15 protein-coding genes and 1 tRNA gene are annotated in these 18,959 nt (G+C 36.3%); 11 read left to right on the top strand and 5 right to left on the bottom strand.

What is annotated here, in order from left to right; translation table 11 throughout:
- The first annotated feature begins 172 nt into the window (after positions 1–172).
- The 6 genes from SKC36_RS10405 to SKC36_RS10380 all read left to right on the top strand — a co-directional run bounded on the left by SKC36_RS10405 (position 173) and on the right by SKC36_RS10380 (position 8,029).
- The gene (locus SKC36_RS10405) at positions 173–1,687 is read left to right on the top strand and encodes a tetratricopeptide repeat protein (RefSeq protein WP_459465821.1); all 1,515 of its coding nucleotides are present in this window, start codon (positions 173–175) and stop codon (positions 1,685–1,687) included.
- Between the two features lie 98 nt (positions 1,688–1,785).
- Positions 1,786–3,558, top strand: coding sequence for an AMP-dependent synthetase/ligase (locus SKC36_RS10400; protein WP_459465820.1), 1,773 nt, complete (start codon positions 1,786–1,788; stop codon positions 3,556–3,558).
- A 131-nt stretch (positions 3,559–3,689) separates the two neighbouring features.
- Complete coding sequence (gene gmd / locus SKC36_RS10395) at positions 3,690–4,766, top strand: GDP-mannose 4,6-dehydratase (RefSeq protein WP_459465819.1); 1,077 nt, start codon at positions 3,690–3,692, stop codon at positions 4,764–4,766.
- A gap of 3 nt (positions 4,767–4,769) precedes the next feature.
- Positions 4,770–6,023, top strand: coding sequence for a nucleotide sugar dehydrogenase (locus SKC36_RS10390; protein WP_459465818.1), 1,254 nt, complete (start codon positions 4,770–4,772; stop codon positions 6,021–6,023).
- Between the two features lie 17 nt (positions 6,024–6,040).
- Complete coding sequence (locus SKC36_RS10385; RefSeq protein ID WP_459465817.1) at positions 6,041–6,520, top strand: UpxY family transcription antiterminator; 480 nt, start codon at positions 6,041–6,043, stop codon at positions 6,518–6,520.
- Between the two features lie 42 nt (positions 6,521–6,562).
- On the top strand, positions 6,563–8,029 hold the full coding sequence (locus tag SKC36_RS10380; RefSeq protein WP_459465816.1) for a capsule assembly Wzi family protein: 1,467 nt from the start codon (positions 6,563–6,565) through the stop codon (positions 8,027–8,029).
- Between the two features lie 3 nt (positions 8,030–8,032).
- Here the strand turns inward: SKC36_RS10380 and SKC36_RS10375 are convergent, their stop codons facing one another.
- Positions 8,033–9,268, bottom strand: a complete 1,236-nt coding sequence (locus SKC36_RS10375; RefSeq protein WP_459465815.1) for a nucleoside recognition domain-containing protein — start codon at positions 9,266–9,268, stop codon at positions 8,033–8,035.
- 72 nt (positions 9,269–9,340) lie between these two features.
- Between SKC36_RS10375 and SKC36_RS10370 the strand changes: the two genes are divergently transcribed.
- The 4 genes from SKC36_RS10370 to SKC36_RS10355 all read left to right on the top strand — a co-directional run bounded on the left by SKC36_RS10370 (position 9,341) and on the right by SKC36_RS10355 (position 13,162).
- Positions 9,341–10,030 (top strand): M15 family metallopeptidase, encoded by a 690-nt coding sequence (locus tag SKC36_RS10370; RefSeq protein WP_459465814.1) that lies wholly within the window; start codon positions 9,341–9,343, stop codon positions 10,028–10,030.
- Between the two features lie 94 nt (positions 10,031–10,124).
- Positions 10,125–11,591, top strand: coding sequence for a TolC family protein (locus tag SKC36_RS10365; RefSeq protein ID WP_459454506.1), 1,467 nt, complete (start codon positions 10,125–10,127; stop codon positions 11,589–11,591).
- Positions 11,592–11,611: 20 nt separating this feature from the next.
- Entirely contained in the window at positions 11,612–13,003 is a 1,392-nt protein-coding gene (locus SKC36_RS10360) for an efflux RND transporter periplasmic adaptor subunit (protein ID WP_459465813.1), read from the top strand.
- Between the two features lie 85 nt (positions 13,004–13,088).
- Positions 13,089–13,162: transfer RNA gene (locus SKC36_RS10355), tRNA-Asn, on the top strand.
- A gap of 407 nt (positions 13,163–13,569) precedes the next feature.
- Here SKC36_RS10355 and SKC36_RS10350 read toward each other — a convergent pair.
- From SKC36_RS10350 to SKC36_RS10340, 3 genes are read right to left on the bottom strand one after another with little or no spacing between them, the layout of a single operon-like run.
- Entirely contained in the window at positions 13,570–14,130 is a 561-nt protein-coding gene (locus SKC36_RS10350; RefSeq protein WP_130895635.1) for a DUF2911 domain-containing protein, read from the bottom strand.
- Between the two features lie 52 nt (positions 14,131–14,182).
- Positions 14,183–16,480, bottom strand: coding sequence for a multicopper oxidase family protein (locus SKC36_RS10345; RefSeq protein WP_459465812.1), 2,298 nt, complete (start codon positions 16,478–16,480; stop codon positions 14,183–14,185).
- Positions 16,480–17,340, bottom strand: a complete 861-nt coding sequence (locus SKC36_RS10340; RefSeq protein WP_269006890.1) for a DUF3347 domain-containing protein — start codon at positions 17,338–17,340, stop codon at positions 16,480–16,482. The genes SKC36_RS10345 and SKC36_RS10340 overlap by 1 nt, the downstream gene beginning before the upstream one ends.
- 708 nt (positions 17,341–18,048) lie before the next feature.
- On the opposite strand from SKC36_RS10340, the gene SKC36_RS10335 reads away from it, so the two are divergent.
- A complete protein-coding gene (locus SKC36_RS10335) occupies positions 18,049–18,498 on the top strand; it encodes a 5-fold beta-flower protein (protein ID WP_406751231.1) in 450 nt (149 codons plus the stop codon).
- Between the two features lie 199 nt (positions 18,499–18,697).
- Here the strand turns inward: SKC36_RS10335 and SKC36_RS10330 are convergent, their stop codons facing one another.
- Positions 18,698–18,841: a hypothetical protein gene (locus tag SKC36_RS10330; protein WP_459465811.1), complete on the bottom strand. Its 144-nt coding sequence runs from the start codon at positions 18,839–18,841 to the stop codon at positions 18,698–18,700.
- Positions 18,842–18,959 lie beyond the last annotated feature (118 nt).

Below are 18,959 nucleotides of genomic sequence, written 5' to 3'. Positions count from 1 at the left end.
ATCCACAAAAAAATCTGAACTTATCTACATAGATAACATATACATAAAAAATATATTTGCCTAATTATCAAGTATTTAAATATCAAATTAAAGCTTATCCACTTATCCACATCGAATAACAATAAGAAACAAAAAGAAGATTTATAAATTTTTTATTTTTTTTAAATAAGTCATGTGGAAAACATTTGCTAAATCTTTTTTTATTCTCTTCATAATCATATTGGGGAATGTTGATTCTGTCAATGCATCAACTTTGCTTAAAAGTCCTGATTCTTTATTTGTTGATCGATTACATCAAATTGTTAAAATTAAGAAAGAGAAGAAACGGATAAAGCAGTTGGATGATTTATTCTTAAAAAATCTAAATAATGGTTCTTTATTAACATTTTATTCATTTAATGAAATACTTAAAGAAAATTTAGCACCGCTTTGGATTAAGTATTGTGGACAAATTGTTGATAAGTCTTTAAGTTCCCAGGGCTTGGAACTAACAAAAGACTGGTTGACTAATTTGAAAGACCAAGAAATAGCGAATCGTGAAGTAGAGCAAATGTTGGTTGCTTTGATTCAAGCAAATCCTGATCAGGCTAATCCAGTTGAATTGATCATACATTGGTATGCATTAAATCAACAATGGGAAAAGGTGTGGTTACAAAGAAAAGCTTTGGATATTCGATTTAAGTCGGGCGGAAAAGAAGTGAGTGATTTTGGGATTGCCTGTTTTCAGCGTCAGCAATGGACTTTGGTTAATCAAATATTTGAGTACTTAGTTAAAACTTATCCTCGTTCTCCGCAGCTGTTAAATTGGAAGCAGTTATTATTGGCTTCTAGAGAGCAGAGTATTCAAAATAAAATGGTGATTGAAAAAACGGAATTTTCTAATTTGATTCAATCCTATCGAGAATTGAGGAAGGATCGGGGAAATAATGCGGGTACGGCGGATACTTACTTATCAGAAGCCAGAATTTTTCTGTATCAACTGAATCAGTTGGATTCGGCAGAAAAGGTATATCAGAAAGGAATTGAATTAGCTGAATCCAATATCAATTTACAAGCCCAAATGAAATTGGAGTTAGGTGATGTTTACTTGTATGCTGGAAGGAAGTATGACGCTTTAATTCAATACGCACAAGTCGAAAAATTGGTTAAGGATTCGCCTATTGCATATGAAGCAAAATTAAAAACAGGTAAACTTTATTATTATACAGGAGATTTTGAATTAGCGAAAGCCAATTTTGATGTACTAAAGCAAAGTACCCAGAAAGAAATAGCCAATGACGCTTTGCATTTGAGTTGGGTTATAGAGGATAATTCAGGAATAGATACCCTTGAAACGGCATTAAAATCATTTTCAACAGTTCAGTGGTTATACGAACAAAAGAAGATAAAGGAAGCCGATTTAGCATTGGAGCAGTTATTTAAAAGCCAAAAAGGCCAAAGTTTAGAAGATGATATTCTGTATTTAATGGCTCAAAGAGCCTTAGAGAAGAAAGAAATGAGTCTAGCTATAAACCTGTTTAAAGATATATATGATCGCTTTGACCAAGACATTTATGGGGATGATGCATTATATCAATATTTAAAATTAACGGGATATAAGGACAAGGAATTAGTCCTTCAATTCGTTAACAAGTATCCGAGTAGTATTTATTTACAAGAAATAAGATTGAACTTAACTAAACCATAATGGTATAAATTCCGTCCTAAAAAATAGACTAAATATCACATTTTCTCAGACAGATTTACCTAACTTTGATTTGAATACACTAGAACCTTACCATACATATGAAACATGCTTCATTAACACGCGTATTTGATTTATTAGATGTATACAAGACTTTCCATAAGTCGGATCTATTAAATAAGAAAGAGGATGGATATTGGAAAAATTATTCGAATACAGACACATTAGAAACGATAGAGCAATTAGCCCTAGGTTTGTGGAGTTTAGGTGTTAAGCCCGGGGATAAAATAGCTATTATTTCAACCAATCGTCCTGAATGGAATTTCGTTGATTTTGCTGTGCAAGTACTTGGAGCTGTAACGGTCCCATTATATCCTACCATTACGGTGGAAGATTATGCATATATTTTTGAGGACTCAGGAGTCACCTTTGTTTTTGCGGAAAATGAGGAATTATATTTAAAAGCCAAAGAAGCCGCCAAAGACAATTCTAAAATTAAAACCATTTATACGTTTGATCCGATTTCTGGAGCAAGTTTGTGGACAGAGCTTAAAGAATTGGGTCAAGGGCAAGATGCTAATGTTTTAGAACCCATCAAAGCGTCGGTTCAGCCGAATGATTTGCTTACTTTAATTTATACCTCAGGTACAACAGGGAGGCCTAAAGGTGTTATGTTAACCCATCATAACATTATCAGCAACGTAAAATCTTTGGATCGTGGGGAGTTTTTCCAAATCAACTCCATGGATAAAGTATTGAGTTTTTTACCGATGTGTCATATTTATGAGCGGACGAACATCTATTTGTACATGTTTTATGGAGTTTCTATTTATTACGCGGAAAACTTAGATACAGTTGCAGAAAACATAAAAGAGGTAAAGCCAGCCATGTTTGCTACTGTACCCCGGTTACTTGAGAAAGTATATGATAAGGTTTTAGCTAAAGGAAATGAACTAACGGGATTTAAAAGAAGTCTATTTTTTGCAGCTATTGATTTTGGTTTAAAATACGATCCCATGGAGAAATTGGGATTTTTGGATAGCATCAAATTAGCTATTTTCAGAAAATTGATATTCAGTAAATGGCAAGAGGCATTGGGAGGAAATATACGAGCCATCACCTCTGGCTCTGCAGCTCTTCAACCTAGATTGTCTCGAATTTTTTGGGCAGCTAACATTCCTATTGCGGAGGGTTATGGTTTGACAGAAACCTCACCCGTTATTTCTGTTTCAAAAATTAGCCCACCGGATTTTAAGGTTGGCTGCGTAGGAACACTTTTGGATTGTATTCAATTGAAGATTGCCGAAGATGGAGAAATATGTGTCAAAGGAGACTCTGTTATGCCTGGGTATTATAACAACCCAACTGCAACGGCCGAGGCAATCGATCCAGATGGATGGTTCCATACGGGAGATATTGGAGAGTTAGTTGATGGTAAATATTTAAAGATAACAGATCGAAAAAAAGAAATATTTAAAACATCGGGAGGTAAATACGTGGCTCCTCAATTGGTAGAAAATAAACTAAAAGAGTCCGCATTTATTGAACAATGTATGGTAGTTGGGGAAGGCCAAAAGTTTCCTTCGGCGCTAATTATTCCTGAATTTAATGCTTTGCAAGTTTGGTGTAAACAGCAGGATATTGCAGTGGGCACCCCTGAAGAGATGATTGCCCATCCTAAGGTAATAGAAAAGATAAACGAGGAGGTTTTAATGACTATGGCATCTGTTGCACGCTATGAGCAAGTTAAAAAGTTCGTTCTTTTACCTAGATTATTTACGATTTCAGACGGGGAATTGACGCCAACCTTAAAATTAAAACGCAAGGTGATTGTCTCCCGATATGAAAAACAGATCCTCGGACTCTATGATTAGGCATGTAGCTTTCAAGCTATCCTAATGAATAATTTATCGGCTGCACTCGGAAATTTTAGTAATTTTACGTGTTAAACGTTAAAAGAAAGGGCATTTTTGCCTTTCTTTTTTAATTATTGAATCGAAATTTTATGTCTCAAGCACAAAAAGTGGCTTTAATTACCGGCATCACAGGACAGGATGGCGCGTATTTAGCTGAACTTTTATTAGGTAAGGGTTATCGTGTTCACGGAATAAAGCGTAGAAGCTCCTTGATCAACACGCAACGCATTGATCACCTTTACCAGGATCCTCATGTAGATTCCTCAAATTTTCATTTACATTATGGAGATTTAAGTGATTCAACCAACATCATTCGAATCATTCAGGAAGTTCAGCCAGATGAGATATATAATCTTGGTGCTATGTCACATGTAAAGGTATCATTTGACGAGCCTGAATATACGGCACAAGTAGACGGAATAGGAACTTTACGAATTTTGGAGGCGGTACGCCTATTGGGATTGACTCAAAAAACAAAGATATATCAGGCCTCTACGTCTGAGCTTTATGGTTTGGTTCAAGAAGTTCCACAATCTGAGAAAACGCCTTTTTATCCTCGATCGCCTTATGCTGTAGCTAAGATGTATGCTTATTGGATAACCGTGAATTATCGAGAGGCTTATCAAATGTTTGCGGTAAACGGAATCTTGTTTAATCACGAATCCCCCTTGCGTGGAGAGACTTTTGTAACGCGTAAGATTACCCGTGGAGTTTCTCAAATTGCTTTAGGCCAACAAGATAAAATCTATTTAGGAAATTTAGATGCCAAGCGTGATTGGGGCCATGCTAAAGATTATGTGGAAGCGATGTGGTTGATTTTGCAACAGGAACAGCCAGAAGATTTTGTGATTGCCACAGGAATAACGACTACGGTTCGTGATTTTATCATTATGTCCTTTAATGAAGTAGGAATTGAATTGGAATTTAAAGGAAGTGGTATAGAAGAAGTGGCCTTGGTTAAGGCGTGTCATAATCCTTTGTATCAAGTGGAAATTGGTAAAGAAGTGGTAGCTGTCGATCCAAGATATTTTAGGCCAACTGAAGTAGAGTTATTAATTGGGGATCCTACTAAAGCTCAAACCAAACTGGGTTGGACATTGAAATATGATTTACCTGCTTTAGTTAAGGATATGATGAGTTCTGATATTCAATTGTTTTCGAAATAATTAATGAATAAAAGCATAGCTATTATTGGATTGGGATATGTGGGTTTTCCACTTGCCGTAGAGTTTGGTAAATTTTATCCAACTCTTGGATTTGATATAGATTTAGATCGTATTAATGAGCTAAAAAAGGGCATTGATAGAACGCATGAGGTTTCCGAGGAGCAATTACGCCACTCTTTACATTTAAAATTTTCTTCACAAGAAAGGGACTTATCAAATTATCAGATATTTATTGTAACAGTACCCACTCCTATTGACCATTTCAAAAAACCTGATTTAAGTCCTTTGATAAAGGCTTCTGAAATGATTGGGAAATATTTAAAAAAAGGGGATATCGTTATTTATGAATCAACAGTTTTTCCAGGTTGTACCGAGGAAGATTGTGTTCCAGTTTTGGAAAAGAATTCAGGTTTAAAATTTAATATAGATTTCTATTGTGGTTATTCTCCTGAAAGAATAAATCCAGGAGACAAGATTAATACCTTAACTAAAATTAAAAAGGTAACCTCTGGTTCTACCCCAGAGATAGCCGAACAGGTCGATACTTTATATAAGTCCATTATTTTGGCAGGAACTCATAAAGCATCCTCCATAAAAGTAGCAGAAGCAAGCAAGGCTATTGAAAATGCTCAAAGGGATGTTAATATTTCATTTGTTAATGAATTAGCATTGATATTTGATAAAATGGGGATTGATACAACTGAAGTATTAGAGGCGGCGGGGACAAAATGGAATTTTCTAAATTTTAAACCTGGTTTAGTAGGTGGCCATTGTATTGGTGTTGACCCTTATTATTTACTGCATAAATCCGAAAGTTTAGGTTATTATCCTCAGGTTATTCTTTCTGGTAGAAGAGTAAATGATAATATGGGGATTTTTGTGGCCAATAAATTGGTTAAATTATTGATTCGAAAAGGACATAAAATAGAGGGGGCAAAAACTTTAATGCTTGGAATCACTTTTAAAGAAAATTGTCCAGATATTAGAAACTCAAGGGTTGTTGATATTTACCGAGAACTAACCGATTTTGGAATGAATGTGGAAGTATTTGATCCATGGGCAAATGCTGAAGAGGTACTTCAAGAACATGGCATTAAATTGGTAACTCAATTATCGGACAACTATCAAGCTATTGTTCTAACAGTTGCCCATAATGAATTTTTAACTTTAGATTATATAAATCTCAAGCATCCTACTGGGGTCTTATTTGATATCAAAGCTGTATTGGACAGAGATCTAGTAGATGCTCGATTATAGTTTAAGCCCTTTTTAATATGGCCTGGTATGCCTTGTATACAAAATCTAGAGTGGAGAAAAAAGTTGCCTTGCGACTTCAAGAAAAAGGTATAACATGCTATTGTCCTTTAACCAAAAAGAGAAAGCAGTGGTCAGATCGTAAAAAATGGGTTGAAGAGCCATTATTTAAATCTTACGTATTTGTGGATATCGATTTGGCTTTACAGAGTAGTGTAGTTCGACAAATTAACGGGGTGGTTAATTTTGTTTATTGGTTACAAAAACCTGCTGTTGTTCAAGATTCAGAAATTAAAGCCATACAAAATTTCTTATCAGAGCATAGTGATGTTGAGGCAATAGGCAAGCTGGTAAATATTGGTGATTTTGTAACTCTAGATACAGGGGCATTGGCGGGTCAAAAAGCAGAAGTTGTAGGTTTTAAAAATAAGCATGAAGTGCGGCTTAGGATAGATAGCCTAGGCTTTGAACTTGTCGCTTATATAAATCAAAGTCAGTAATTTCAATTTTTCAACTATCTTTGAATGAATCAAATTAGCCATATGAATCAGTTAAAACAGATGCTTGTTAGGAATATAACGGTACTCATCTGTGTATTCATGTGTGTAAATTCGCTTTATGCCCAAAGGAAAATAGCATCTGATTTCTCCCTTGGAATGGGGGGTACCCTAGGAGGGGTCTATAATCCACTTTGGTTAAGAGCTAATCAATATGGACTTGTCCCCGCATCAGGATCATATGGTTTTTCTGCATTTTCTCATCAAATGGAATATCGCCCAAAGAAACAAGTTGATTGGGCTTATGGATTTTCTTCTCAAGTTAATTTAGGAGAAAATAAAGCAGATTTCTTTTTTCCAGAAATGTATGTAAAAGGGAAAGTCGGAATTTTTGAACTAGTAGCAGGCCGACAAAAACAGATTTTTGGTTTGGTAGATTCAACGCTAAGTTCGGGTTCCTACATTTGGTCAGGAAATGCACTTCCATTACCCAAAATAGAATTACAAGTTAAAGAATATTGGTCTCCAGGGTTTTTGAGGGGTGTTTTGGCGTTTAAAGGAAACTACTCCCATGGCTGGTTTGAAAATTCACGGGAGGATGTTAGAGATTTTTATCTACATCAAAAATCCTTTTATGGCCGATTTGGAAAGCCCACTTGGAGGGTAAAATTTTATGCTGGATTTAACCACCAAGTTCAGTGGGGAGGTAAATTAAAATATGCGGACCCTTATAATATCTCTGCAAAAAATGGAATTATTCCATCTGATTTATCCACCTATGTATCAGTAGTTACTGGTAAATCCAATGCCGTTAAAGGAGATACTGCCACCTATGGCACCAATGATGGTTTTAATCGATCAGGGAACCATTTAGGAACAGTTGACGTGGGGATGGAAGTCGAATTGAATCAAGCTAAAGTTTTTTTCTACCGTCAAAGTATTTATGAAGACGGATCTCTGTATTATGGAAATAATATCACCGATGGTTTACATGGATTGGCCATCACAAGAAAAGCAGATCAGGGTTTGATTAAAGTGGTATTTGAATATTTGAATACCACATCTCAAGGAGGTAAAGTATTTAATGATACAAGTAATTTAAGAGGTTTTGATAACTATTTAAATAATGGTGTATATCAAAACGGATGGACTTATTTTGGCAAAGGGATAGGTACCCCATTACTGACTTTAGATGCTGAATCTGACTTGAATCCAACGAATAGTATATATTTTGATAATAACCGAGTGGAGGCTTTTTATGCGGCGGGAGAGTTTGTTTTCGGAGAAAATAAGATTCAACTAAGAGCTAGTTTATCCAATGCAATTGGTTGGTTTGGGAATGAATACATTCCGGTAAAAAAACAGTATTCTGCAGGTTTATTGTGGCACAGATCCATAAATATTTCAGGATTTCCAGAAGCCTTGTTAAAAGCAAACCTTGGTGTAGAAAAGGGAAATTTGACACCTCCAACCATAGGTGGAAATTTAGCGATCAGTTTTCCTCTGAATTAGTCTTTAGCCGAAGAATAAGTAGCTTACAAATATGGCAGTGATGATTCCCGCCAAATCTGCGGTTAAACCAGCCCAAAGCGTGTAACGTATATTTTTTACCTGCACAGATCCAAAATACAGGGCTATCACATACAATATAGTTTCAGCCGAACCCTGGAAAACACAGGCAAGTCTACCAACAAAAGAATCTGCTCCAAAGGTTTTCATGGTATCAATCATCATGGCCCGAGAACCACTTCCACTTACCGGATGCAATAAGGCCGTAGGCATTGCATCAATAAATCGAGTATCCAAACCGGATTGATTTACTAGCCACTTCATTCCTGCAACAATAAAATCCAATGTTCCTGAATTACGTAGACAACTGATAGCAACTAACATACCTACCAAATAAGGAATGATTTTAACAGAGGTTTCAAATCCCCCTTTGGCGCCTTCCACAAATGTGGAAAAGATGTCTATTTTCTTCCAAAAGGCTGCCACGATAAAACTAAGTATGAGAGTAAATAATAATCCATTACTGAATATCTTGGATTGTATTTCAATTTGTTCTTTACTTAATGAGCTGAAATAAGCTAATATTCCCCCAAAGAATAGGGTTAATCCCACGAGCCAAGTTAATAATACCGGTTCCAACAAATTGATTTTTTGTTTGATAGCTACAAACATTAAGCCCACTAGAGTGGCAGCATAAGTGGCCATTAAACAAGGAATAAAGACATCAGAGGCATCTTGAGCCCCATAGATGGCCCTCTGGGCCATGATACTTAATGGAATTAATACAGGTCCCGCACTATGTAAGGTCAGAAACATGATTTGCGCATTAGAAGCAGTTTCTTTGGTCGGATTAATATCTTGTAAGCCTTGCATGGCTTTTAGACCAAACGGGGTTGCGGCATTGTCTAAGCCTAATAGATTGGCGGAAAAATTCATAATCATTTGACCATGAACGGGGTGATCTGCAGGAATTTCAGGAAAAAGTCGAGTAAAAAAGGGACGAATTCGTTTTGCTAAAAATTGTATGGCGCCTGCCTTTTCTCCAATTTGTAAGATTCCCATGAAAAAAGTCATAACTCCTGCTAAGGGAAGTGCGATTTTCATGACCGCCATTTCAGCGGAATCGAACATTCCATCTACTAGAATTTTAAATATATCGGTGTTTCCAAAAAACAAGAACTGAATAATAGCAACCACAAAGGCTACACCAAAAAACAGAAACCAAATCCAATTTAATGCCATACAGAAAGGTTTGCAGAATGCGAGCCCTGCCTAATTAAAATTTGGTTAAATTTAGGGAATTTCTTGATTTTTATGCGCGATTCTTTTTCTACTCCCCTTGCCTTTGCCTTTAGCTTGATGCTTCATTCGCTCATTGCTCAGCAAAAACCCTGTTATTATGAAGAAAAAATGAGAAGCCAGGGTTTAGTAGAAGTTCAGTCGGAAATTAAACGGGTTTTAGTTCAATTGAAATACGCTACCACCGATAATTTTATGCATCAAAATGTCTATGGCTGTTTAACCAAAGCATTTTTACAAAAAGAGACCGTCGCTAAACTAGCTATTGCACAATCCTTGTTGGAAAAAGAAAAACCGGGTTACCATCTATTAATATATGATGCTGCAAGACCATTATCTAAACAATGGGACCTTTGGAATGCTCTTCCCCAATATCCACCCAATATTCGGAAAAATTATGTGGCTTCTCCGCAAGAACATTCCATTCACAATTACGGTAGTGCAGTGGATTTAACCATCGCAGATGAACAGGGTAAAGCGCTTGATATGGGAACCCCTTTCGATTACTTTGGAAAGGAGGCGTATCCCAAGGCTGAGAAGGAATTAGCAGAGAAAGGAATTCTTAGTAAAGAGGTTATTCAAAACAGACTTTTATTGAGAAAAGTAATGCAAAAGGCTGGTTTTTTGCCAATCGAATATGAATGGTGGCATTTCAATGCTTTTTCTCGGGTTGAGGCCAAGAAAAAATTTCAAGTAGTTCAATAAGTGGGATTTATCCTTTTGGCTTGCCGTTTATCCAAAATGTACCCTACGCACCACCTAAAAATAGTAACATTGTGCTAAATTCTTTTCAATAGCTATGTATCGGAAATCATTCCCAACAATTGTCTACCTTTTTGCATTGCTTTTTACCTTCGCTTTTACAGCTCAGGCACAAACGGCTATTCAAGGAAATGGTACACTAGTAAAGCTTAAGTTGAATCAAGCTGTAGAGATTGCATTACAACATAATTTGAATGTTAAATCGTATCAAGTTAGTATGCAAAATGCGGAGCTTCAATTTCAGCAAGCAAAGTATAATCAATTGCCATCTTTGACAGGAAATATCAATCAAGCGGCAAGTTTTGGACGAAGTATTAACCCATATACCAATGGATATGATTCAAGGAATATTAATTACAATAACCTTGGGTTCAATGCTAATGTGCTTTTATTCAATGGAGGTCAACTGAAAAATAATATTCTACAAACAGAATTCAACTTAAAGGCCACGCAAGAAGACTTACAGTCCATTCGGGAAAATATCTCTTTGCAGGTTGTCTTATCTTATTTGTCTATTCTAAATGCGGAAGACCAATTGGCTATTGCCAAAACCCAGACTGAGATTACCAAATTGCAAATTGAAAGAACACAAAAGTTGGTCAATGCTGGCTCTGTTGCCATTTCTACCTTATTAGACTTAAAAGCTCAATTAGCCAATGAGGAATCCAATGTAGTAAGTTTTCAAAGCGCCTTGGATATTAATAAATTAACCTTGTTACAATTATTAAATGATTCCGCTATAAGCCAGTTTGAATTGGAGCGTATTCAAGTACCCGTGCCCAATTCTTCAGCCTATGAATTAAGTATTGCCGATATTTATGCCAAAGCTGTGGAAGCACAACCTTTGGTTCGTGCAGCGGATTTTAGAGTGCAGGGAGCTGCAAAAAGTGTAGATGTAGCCAAAGCGTTTCGTTTACCGACCTTAAGCTTAAATGGAAGCTGGTCTGCTAACCAATCCAACGCCTTGAAATCTGTTCAGGTTTTGGGAACTCAGGAGGTTACTTTAGGTAATGTGAATGTAGGTGGAGTAAATTATCCACTGACAACCACCCAACCTAAATTTGGAGAGGGATCAACAGTAGGCTATTTTGATCAGTTGAATAATACGCAAAACAAAGTTGTTTCACTGAATTTAAGCATTCCTATTTTTACCAAATATCAAAATAGAACCCGTGTTTCTCAAGCTAATTTGCAAAAAGTTAATGCTGAGATTGAAGCCAATAAAGCACGCCTAACTTTACGTCAAAATATTGAACAAGCCTATGTCAATATGCTCAATGCAGCAAAAAAATATGAGGCTGGAGTTACCCAGGTTTCAGCATTAGAAGAATCATTTAGAGCCTCAGAAAGTAAATTTAGTGCAGGTACTATTGATTTCGTTAGTTATAATTTACAAAAGACAAACCTTGACAAGGCGAAACTTTCTTTGGTACAATCTAAATACGATTATGTTTTTAGAACAAAGATTTTAGATTACTATCAAGGTAAAAATTTAACATTTTAATTTTCAATAATTTTAAAAAGATGGCAAAGAACAATAGCAAGCGGACGTGGTTGTTTATCGGAGGGGGAGTAGTTGTGATATTCTTAGGTTTATTTTTAGCCAAACAGCAAGGATGGATTGGTAAGGTAGATCCAACGGTGGTGGAATTTGGTAAAGCCAAAAGAGAATCCATTGTCGAAAAAGTATCGGCATCTGGGAAAATTCAACCAGAAGTTGAGGTTAAAGTTTCTCCCGATGTGTCTGGAGAGATTGTTGCCTTGAATGTTGCAGAAGGTGATTCTGTGGTTGCCGGTCAAGTTTTATTGAAAATTCGTCCTGATAATTATGTGTCCTTATTGGCTCGTGCGGAGGCACAGTTGAACGCCATGAGAGCAAGTATGGAACAAAGTAAGGCCGTTTTAGCTCAGAGTGAAGCACGTTTGAGCAAGGCAAAAATTGACTATGATCGTAATTTAAAATTACATAACGACAAAGTAATCTCTGATGCTGATTTTGATCAATTCCAATCGGCCTACATGGTGGCTAAACAAGATCTGGAGTCAGCTAAGGCCAATGTAAAAGCGGCTAGTTTTAATGTGAAGAGCTCTGAGGCGGCCTTAAAAGAAGCCACAACGAATTTAACAAAGACCACGATTTATGCTCCTCAAAGTGGTATTATTTCAAAACTAAACGTGGAATTAGGAGAGCGTGTGGTTGGTACTTCACAAATGGCAGGAACGGAAATGTTACGCATTGCTAATTTGAATAACATGGAAGTGAGAGTGAATGTCAATGAAAATGATATTACGCGAGTAAGTTTGGGAGATACGGTGATCATAGATGTAGATGCATTTACTTCTTCAGAGCGCAAGTTTCAAGGGGTCGTGTATGAGATTGCTAGTTCAGCAAATCAATCGGGTACAGCAACTTCGGTAACGACGGATGCTGTGACGGAGTTTGAGGTTAAGATTCGTGTTTTAAGAGATTCTTATCGTGATCTAATCAAGGGTAAATTATCGTATCCTTTGAAGCCAGGTATGACGGCATCTGTGGAGATATTAACGAACCGCAAAGACAATATTTTAACGGTACCATTGGCAGCAGTTACGACACGGGAAATCGGTGCAGAAGTAGCTCAGAAAGACGGCAAAGATGCGTCAGGTGGTGCTGCCGAGCCAGCGAAGGAGGAGACGGCTCAGCAAAGCAAAAAACGCAAGGAGAAGATAAAAGAAGTGGTATTTATCAGTGAGAAAGGTAAAGCGAAGATGGTTGAAGTGAAAACGGGGATATCTGACTTCGATAATATTGAGATTATCTCAGGATTGAAAGAAGGCCAGGAGATTATTTCAGGGCCATATGCTACGGTGGCAAAGAATTTAAAAGAGGGAGAATTAGTGAAAAAGAAGGATGCCAAGGCAGAGGAGAAGAAATAAAGTAAGATTTTAAGAAAAAAATAGGTGTTCTTATTGCATATATGCATACTGACACCTATTTTTGCAGTCCCAAAAGGATACAAATTCCTTCTTAGCTCAGTCGGTTAGAGCACATGACTGTTAATCATGGGGTCCCTGGTTCGAGCCCAGGAGAGGGAGCAAACAGGAAAGTCATCAGAAATGGTGACTTTTTTCGTTTAAACTCTATCTCTATTTCCTTTATTCATCGATTTTCTTGGTTCAAGCCCAGTAGAGGGCTTAGTGTTTTTTGACTATTTTAGTTGAGAGTTATACCTGTGGTTTTCAAATTGTGCCAAGAATGTGCCAAGAGTTGGTTTTAGTCAATCCGGTTTCAACTTTTTAAAGAGAGAAATCATCCTGTAAATTGGAGGAAGTAAATGTCGCTTTCCAATGATAAAAATTAATGATTTATCCCGCAAATCTCCTAATAGATGAATTTTGGATTAGTTAATCAGCCATAGCCCTTGGGTGCTTTCTGACCAAGACTATTCATAGCAATACGGGTTAAATTAGTTGATTTCGCTCATTTCTTCCCCCAAAATCATTTACTTATTTTTAAACGGAAACTCAACGCTCAAATACTCCCAGCTCAATTTTATTTTGCCTTCGTTAGCATTGGTCGGCATTACTTCATACGTAAGGGCTTCAACTAATTTATCGCTTTTGAAGGGTTTTACCTTAATTCGGATGATGTCATTTTCTTCTTTATAATCGTCCGATAAGTGCATATCCCACGTTTTACTCAAAATCAAAGTCCACGTTTCTCTATCAGGAATAGTAAAAAATCCATATTTACCTTTTGTAATAACTTTACCTTCAACCATTATATCATGACCAAAATCTATCCAAGTAGCTTTGTGAGCTCCCGATGACCATACTTGATTGAAGGCAACTAAACCATTCCAAATATTCCGCCCTCTCACACTCGGTGAACCGTATTCTATATGTACATGATTTGTGCCTACCATTGCCATTGCCGTCATTTTTGGACTTTTGGGCTTGACTGCTGTTTGACTGGTATCGACTTTGGGTTGATGGTTTTGGTGTTGGGCAAAAACGCCAATAGGTAATGTCAACAAGAGGTTTAAAACAATGTTTTTTTTCATGATTTTGTTTTTTATTGAAGTTAAATTATCTCAATAGACAATTAAAAAGTTTTTAGTAAGAAAAAGTTATTCCAGCACCCAATCCCATATCACTATCATAATGTGATGTAATGCCCATGTTTTTGTTTACGATGTAACGAAAACCTGCCATGTATTCCTTATCGGTGTTAAGCATAAAACTCACTCTAAGTCGTTTGGTAATAGGCATATCTTCTCTCATAAGTTGAAAACGAATATTTCCATCCTGATAGATTTCAGCTTGTCCAACAATGAGTAATGGCAACGTGTAATTTACGCCGACTGTAACAAGACTTCTTAGGTCCTTACTATTTGATTGCCCAAATAGATTTGTTTCCTGTTCATCTATTCCAAACTTTCTATAACGCCAATCAAAGCCAATAAATGGCATTAACCACTGCATTTTCCCAACATATCTACCAATATGTGTTTCTACCTCATATCCGTGAAAATCATGATGGCCCAATCGCCATTCTGAACCAATGCTCCACCTCGTATTTTGTAACATGGCCATTCCATCATTACCGTTGGTTGCAAAATCATTCTCAGCCATAAAATGAAACTTGCGGTCGTCTGCAAACAGTTTCCGTTGCGCTAGTTTTGGATTAGGAATCAATGGATTGGGCATCTGATTTTCATAACTTAATACCCTACCCATTCCGCTCATCATATGGTACAAAATATGACAATGGAAAAACCAATCACCTTCAACATTGGCGTTAAATTCTAATGTATCCGTCTCCATCGGCATAACATCCACAATGTTTTTTAAAGGAGCATTTTGTCCTTGACCGTTAAGTAACCTAAAATCATGCCCATGTAGGTGCATCGGATGGCGCATCATGGAACCATTGTAGAGAATAATTCTAACATTTTCTCCTTTTTTGATAAGGATTTTATCGGCTTCTGAAACGACCCTATTGTCTAAACTCCAAACATATCGATTCATATTACCGGAGAGTTTAAAGTACAATTCTTTTACTGGAGCTTCCTTGGGCAATGCTGTTATGCTAGGGGACTTCAGCATGGCATAATTCAGGGTAACAATGTCTCCCAGTGCATTGGCATTATAACGATTGGGGTCATTGTCATCTTGTTTTGGCTTAGCATCGCCAGTTATTTCAGGATACATCACCACATTCATATCCATTTGATTTAAACTCATGGCCATACCCATATCATCCAATTCGCCATTCATCTTCATCATGTCATTCATCATCTTCATCCCTTCAAAATACTTTAATCGGGGTAAAGGTGATTTCAACTGTTTAATTCCATTTCCAATATAAATGGATGCTGAATTAGTCCGGTCTTCAGTCGTTGCTAAGAATTCATAGGCAGTCTTATCTGCTGGAATAGTAACAATAATATCATAGGTTTCTGAAACCGCTATAATTAATCTATCAACTTCAACCGGTTCCACATCGTTCCCATCATTTGCTACTACTGTAATTTTACCCCCGGCATAAGTCAGCCAAAAATAGGATGATGCACCCCCATTTGAAATTCTTAGTCTGACCTTGTCTCCACCTTTCAACTCATTTCCTGAGATACTTTTAAGCTCAGAACTTGGTTTACCATTCATGAATATTTTTTCATAATAGACATCGCTAACATCCATCGCTAACATCCGCTTCCATTCATTTAGCAACTTAGTTTTAAAATGACCTGCTGATATTGCTTCCCCATAACTTTGAACGGAGTTTTTTCTCAATGCGGGATAATCATTGGCATTATGAAGCATCCTGTGAATATTCTCGGGTTTGAGATTGGTCCACTCACTCAGTACAATAGGAAGCGTTGGTAAGTCATCGATTCCTTTCCTAAAAGAGTCGTCGTTCGGTCTTTTTAACATGACAAAATTCCCATACATTCCTATTTGTTCCTGCAACCCTGAGTGTGAGTGATACCAGTGGGTACCATTTTGAATGATTGGGAAACGATAGATATGGGTTGTATTTGGCCGAATGGGCATTTGTGTAAGGTTGGGAACCCCATCTTCTTTATTGGGTAAAAATAGCCCGTGCCAATGTAAAGAGGTTTCCTCCTTAAGTAGGTTATGAACGTGTATTTCAGCCGTATCACCTTCGGTAAATGTTAAGGTTGGCATTGGTATTTGACCATTAACTGCAATCGCTCTTTTTTCTTTGCCAGCAAAATGCACTAAAGTGTCTTTTACGTAAAGGTCATAGCGAACAACTTTTTGGGCGAAAACAGTTGTTGAAAAAAGCACAAAAACTGTAATTAAAGTATTCGTTTTAAAAAAAACGATTAAAGAGTTTAATTTCATGTTACATTGACTAAGAGCCATATTTTTAATAAAGTGGCTCATTAATTTATTGTTTCAACAGTTTTACCACATCCCAACATTTTAGAACCATAATAGGGGTTTTTAACGATATTCTCCTTACTCAACCAATTTGCACCTTTTCCTTTATTAGCCATTGGACAAAATTGATAATATGTTGGTGTCTCTTGTTTTGAGACTTTCATCACCGAATACATGTTTTTAGATAGAGATGTAAAGTGGTCTCTTTGATGGCTGGCATCTTTGGTCTCCGAAATATGTTCCGCATCAAAAATCAAATCTTTCATCACTTTCATCCATTCTACATGTTCTTCTTTCGTTAAATTTTCCATTTTAACTGCGTTTATAGAATTTAACAGCAAAACAGCTTTGGTGGCTGCCAAGCTACCATCCGTTTTTACCAAAGCATCTTTCACTGCAAAATAAGAATCGAAGACCTCTTTTAGTTGCACTCCTTGTGTTTTTGTTACTAAAATTGGCATGACAACTTTTTCTTCCACATCAAGACTTACAGCTTTTAATTCTTCAACTTTTGCAACAACTTTTCCTGTCCGTTCATATTGGCAACAAATTTCAAGTTTAGCATAAACATTGTCAGGAGCGAGAAATTTGTCGCTATCATAACCTGCCAAACCAATTCGTTTTAGAATTTCATCCTGATTTGTTTTCTTTTCATCATAGGTTAGGAAGGCCATTTTTGTATCCTTATTCCATTCCACCTGAACAATATCCTTTACATTGGCCGCCGATTCGATGGTCTTTTTACAGATAGAACAATTTCCATAAATGTGAACAGTTTCTACCTTGGCATTTTTAATTTCTGCAAAACATGTCGAGATGGATAGCAATAATGTTATTGCCATCAATAATTTTATTGATTTCATTTTTTAATAATTTTACGTAAAAAACAATTGATTTTTAAAGCAATACTTTGCTTCCGATAAGACAGACCAATGGCTGTCAAGGTAATAAATTAACCTATATTGGGGGGTGTCCAAATGTAACCAAAACCTGATGAATGGTAAGTTTGGTTATAAAACGATTTTACTGAATTGCGAGCTGTGAATGTATTGATATTAAATTTTACTAAAAAATCAGGTATTACCAATGTGGAGAAAGGTGATGGGCAACTGCACGTAGAATTATCACAATTCCCTCCACAACTGTTCCCTTCGTTTTGTCCGGTCATTTTGTGTTTTCCGCAACAATTATCTTTATTAGATTTCTCAGGTTTTTCTTTCAAACAACATGATTTTTCTTCTTTAGTGTGCTTTGTTCCACATGCATAGGATTTTACGGGTGTCGTAAGACAGCCAAGAATTGTAATTATGAGCAGTATTTGGAATTTTTGCAGCATAAATTTTAAAACGCTTAAAAGTACGAATTTGTTCTAAATTCTAATATTTAATTTTTCCAAAATCCAAAATTTCATAATACTTCATTCAAATTAAATAAAGTGCTGTTTTATTTCATAATTAACGATATTGTCTGCTTTTATAATGAATGAAAAGGTGATGAATGTCATATATCGAAATTAATTCAACAATATTTATATGGTTACATTTGATTTTAACGATCTAAATAAACAAATCATGAAAAAGTCATCGTTTATTTTTTCCATTGCATTCGTATTGTTAAGCACGTTTTCAGCTTTAGCCCAACAGCCAAGAGACAGCAAAGGCCACTTGATTTTAAATGCCAAGGGAGATATTTATTTTGACGGTGTAAAAACCGGTACCGTATCAAAAGATAAAATTATTAGTGATTCGAAGGGAAAAAAATTAGGGTTTCTTGGAGCTAATGGAGTTTTAAAGGACGAAAATGGGAAAATGATGGGAAAAATGGGGAAAGACGGGAAAACCTATTTTGATGAAAAAGGGAATATCATTTTTACCATTGAGGATTTCGATAAAGAAACTTGTAATATTAAAGATGCCAAAGGGGCGGTTATCGGAAATGTTCACAAATCATTAAAAGGAGTTGCCTGTGCTTTACACTGTTTCCAAAACCAAATGGATATGAAAACACATTCCAAGCATTAATGAAAATAGAATAAGTTAAAGACTATTTGAGGAGTATTTTTGACAATTTCGGCTGCAACATTCCACCTATTAAGGGAGCACAAATCAAAAAGAGGTCATTTCGACCTCTTTTTTTGTTTAAAAAACATCACAACTTTCTTTAAAGAGACATTTTTTGTGGTTGCACTTTTCTATTTTCAATACCTCGTTTTTCGTGAATTTACAACTCTAAATCAAAAGGATGAGGAAATTTATTTTTAAGTGCCAAAAGCAGCTTTTCATTTTTCGGGAATTTGCACCCAATTACATTTTTTGCCTTGTGTTGCCCAGCCAAAAAATCAATCCCAGCCCAAAAAACTTTCATAAATAGTTTAAATGCGCATTGCGTAATATTTTTATGCCTTTAAGGTGTTTGAGTGCTAATTTTATAATTACTTTGAAACACATACTCTATTTAGTACTATTGCGTATAATAGAGAGTT

The sequence above is a fragment of the Aquirufa sp. OSTEICH-129A genome, from assembly GCF_054558355.1.
Note: the sequence above shows the minus strand (reverse complement) of the source record. Positions and strands in the feature narration are given on the sequence as shown.

What these genes read in the sequence shown, in the direction of transcription:
- SKC36_RS10405 (WP_459465821.1), top strand. Translation starts at nt 173, where the DNA reads ATGTGGAAAACATTTGCTAAATCTTTTTTTATTCTCTTCATAATCATA.
- SKC36_RS10400 (WP_459465820.1), top strand. Translation starts at nt 1,786, where the DNA reads ATGAAACATGCTTCATTAACACGCGTATTTGATTTATTAGATGTATAC.
- gmd (WP_459465819.1), top strand. Translation starts at nt 3,690, where the DNA reads ATGTCTCAAGCACAAAAAGTGGCTTTAATTACCGGCATCACAGGACAG.
- SKC36_RS10390 (WP_459465818.1), top strand. Translation starts at nt 4,770, where the DNA reads ATGAATAAAAGCATAGCTATTATTGGATTGGGATATGTGGGTTTTCCA.
- SKC36_RS10385 (WP_459465817.1), top strand. Translation starts at nt 6,041, where the DNA reads ATGGCCTGGTATGCCTTGTATACAAAATCTAGAGTGGAGAAAAAAGTT.
- SKC36_RS10380 (WP_459465816.1), top strand. Translation starts at nt 6,563, where the DNA reads ATGAATCAGTTAAAACAGATGCTTGTTAGGAATATAACGGTACTCATC.
- SKC36_RS10375 (WP_459465815.1), bottom strand. Translation starts at nt 9,268, where the DNA reads ATGGCATTAAATTGGATTTGGTTTCTGTTTTTTGGTGTAGCCTTTGTG.
- SKC36_RS10370 (WP_459465814.1), top strand. Translation starts at nt 9,341, where the DNA reads ATGCGCGATTCTTTTTCTACTCCCCTTGCCTTTGCCTTTAGCTTGATG.
- SKC36_RS10365 (WP_459454506.1), top strand. Translation starts at nt 10,125, where the DNA reads ATGTATCGGAAATCATTCCCAACAATTGTCTACCTTTTTGCATTGCTT.
- SKC36_RS10360 (WP_459465813.1), top strand. Translation starts at nt 11,612, where the DNA reads ATGGCAAAGAACAATAGCAAGCGGACGTGGTTGTTTATCGGAGGGGGA.
- SKC36_RS10350 (WP_130895635.1), bottom strand. Translation starts at nt 14,130, where the DNA reads ATGAAAAAAAACATTGTTTTAAACCTCTTGTTGACATTACCTATTGGC.
- SKC36_RS10345 (WP_459465812.1), bottom strand. Translation starts at nt 16,480, where the DNA reads ATGAGCCACTTTATTAAAAATATGGCTCTTAGTCAATGTAACATGAAA.
- SKC36_RS10340 (WP_269006890.1), bottom strand. Translation starts at nt 17,340, where the DNA reads ATGAAATCAATAAAATTATTGATGGCAATAACATTATTGCTATCCATC.
- SKC36_RS10335 (WP_406751231.1), top strand. Translation starts at nt 18,049, where the DNA reads ATGAAAAAGTCATCGTTTATTTTTTCCATTGCATTCGTATTGTTAAGC.
- SKC36_RS10330 (WP_459465811.1), bottom strand. Translation starts at nt 18,841, where the DNA reads ATGAAAGTTTTTTGGGCTGGGATTGATTTTTTGGCTGGGCAACACAAG.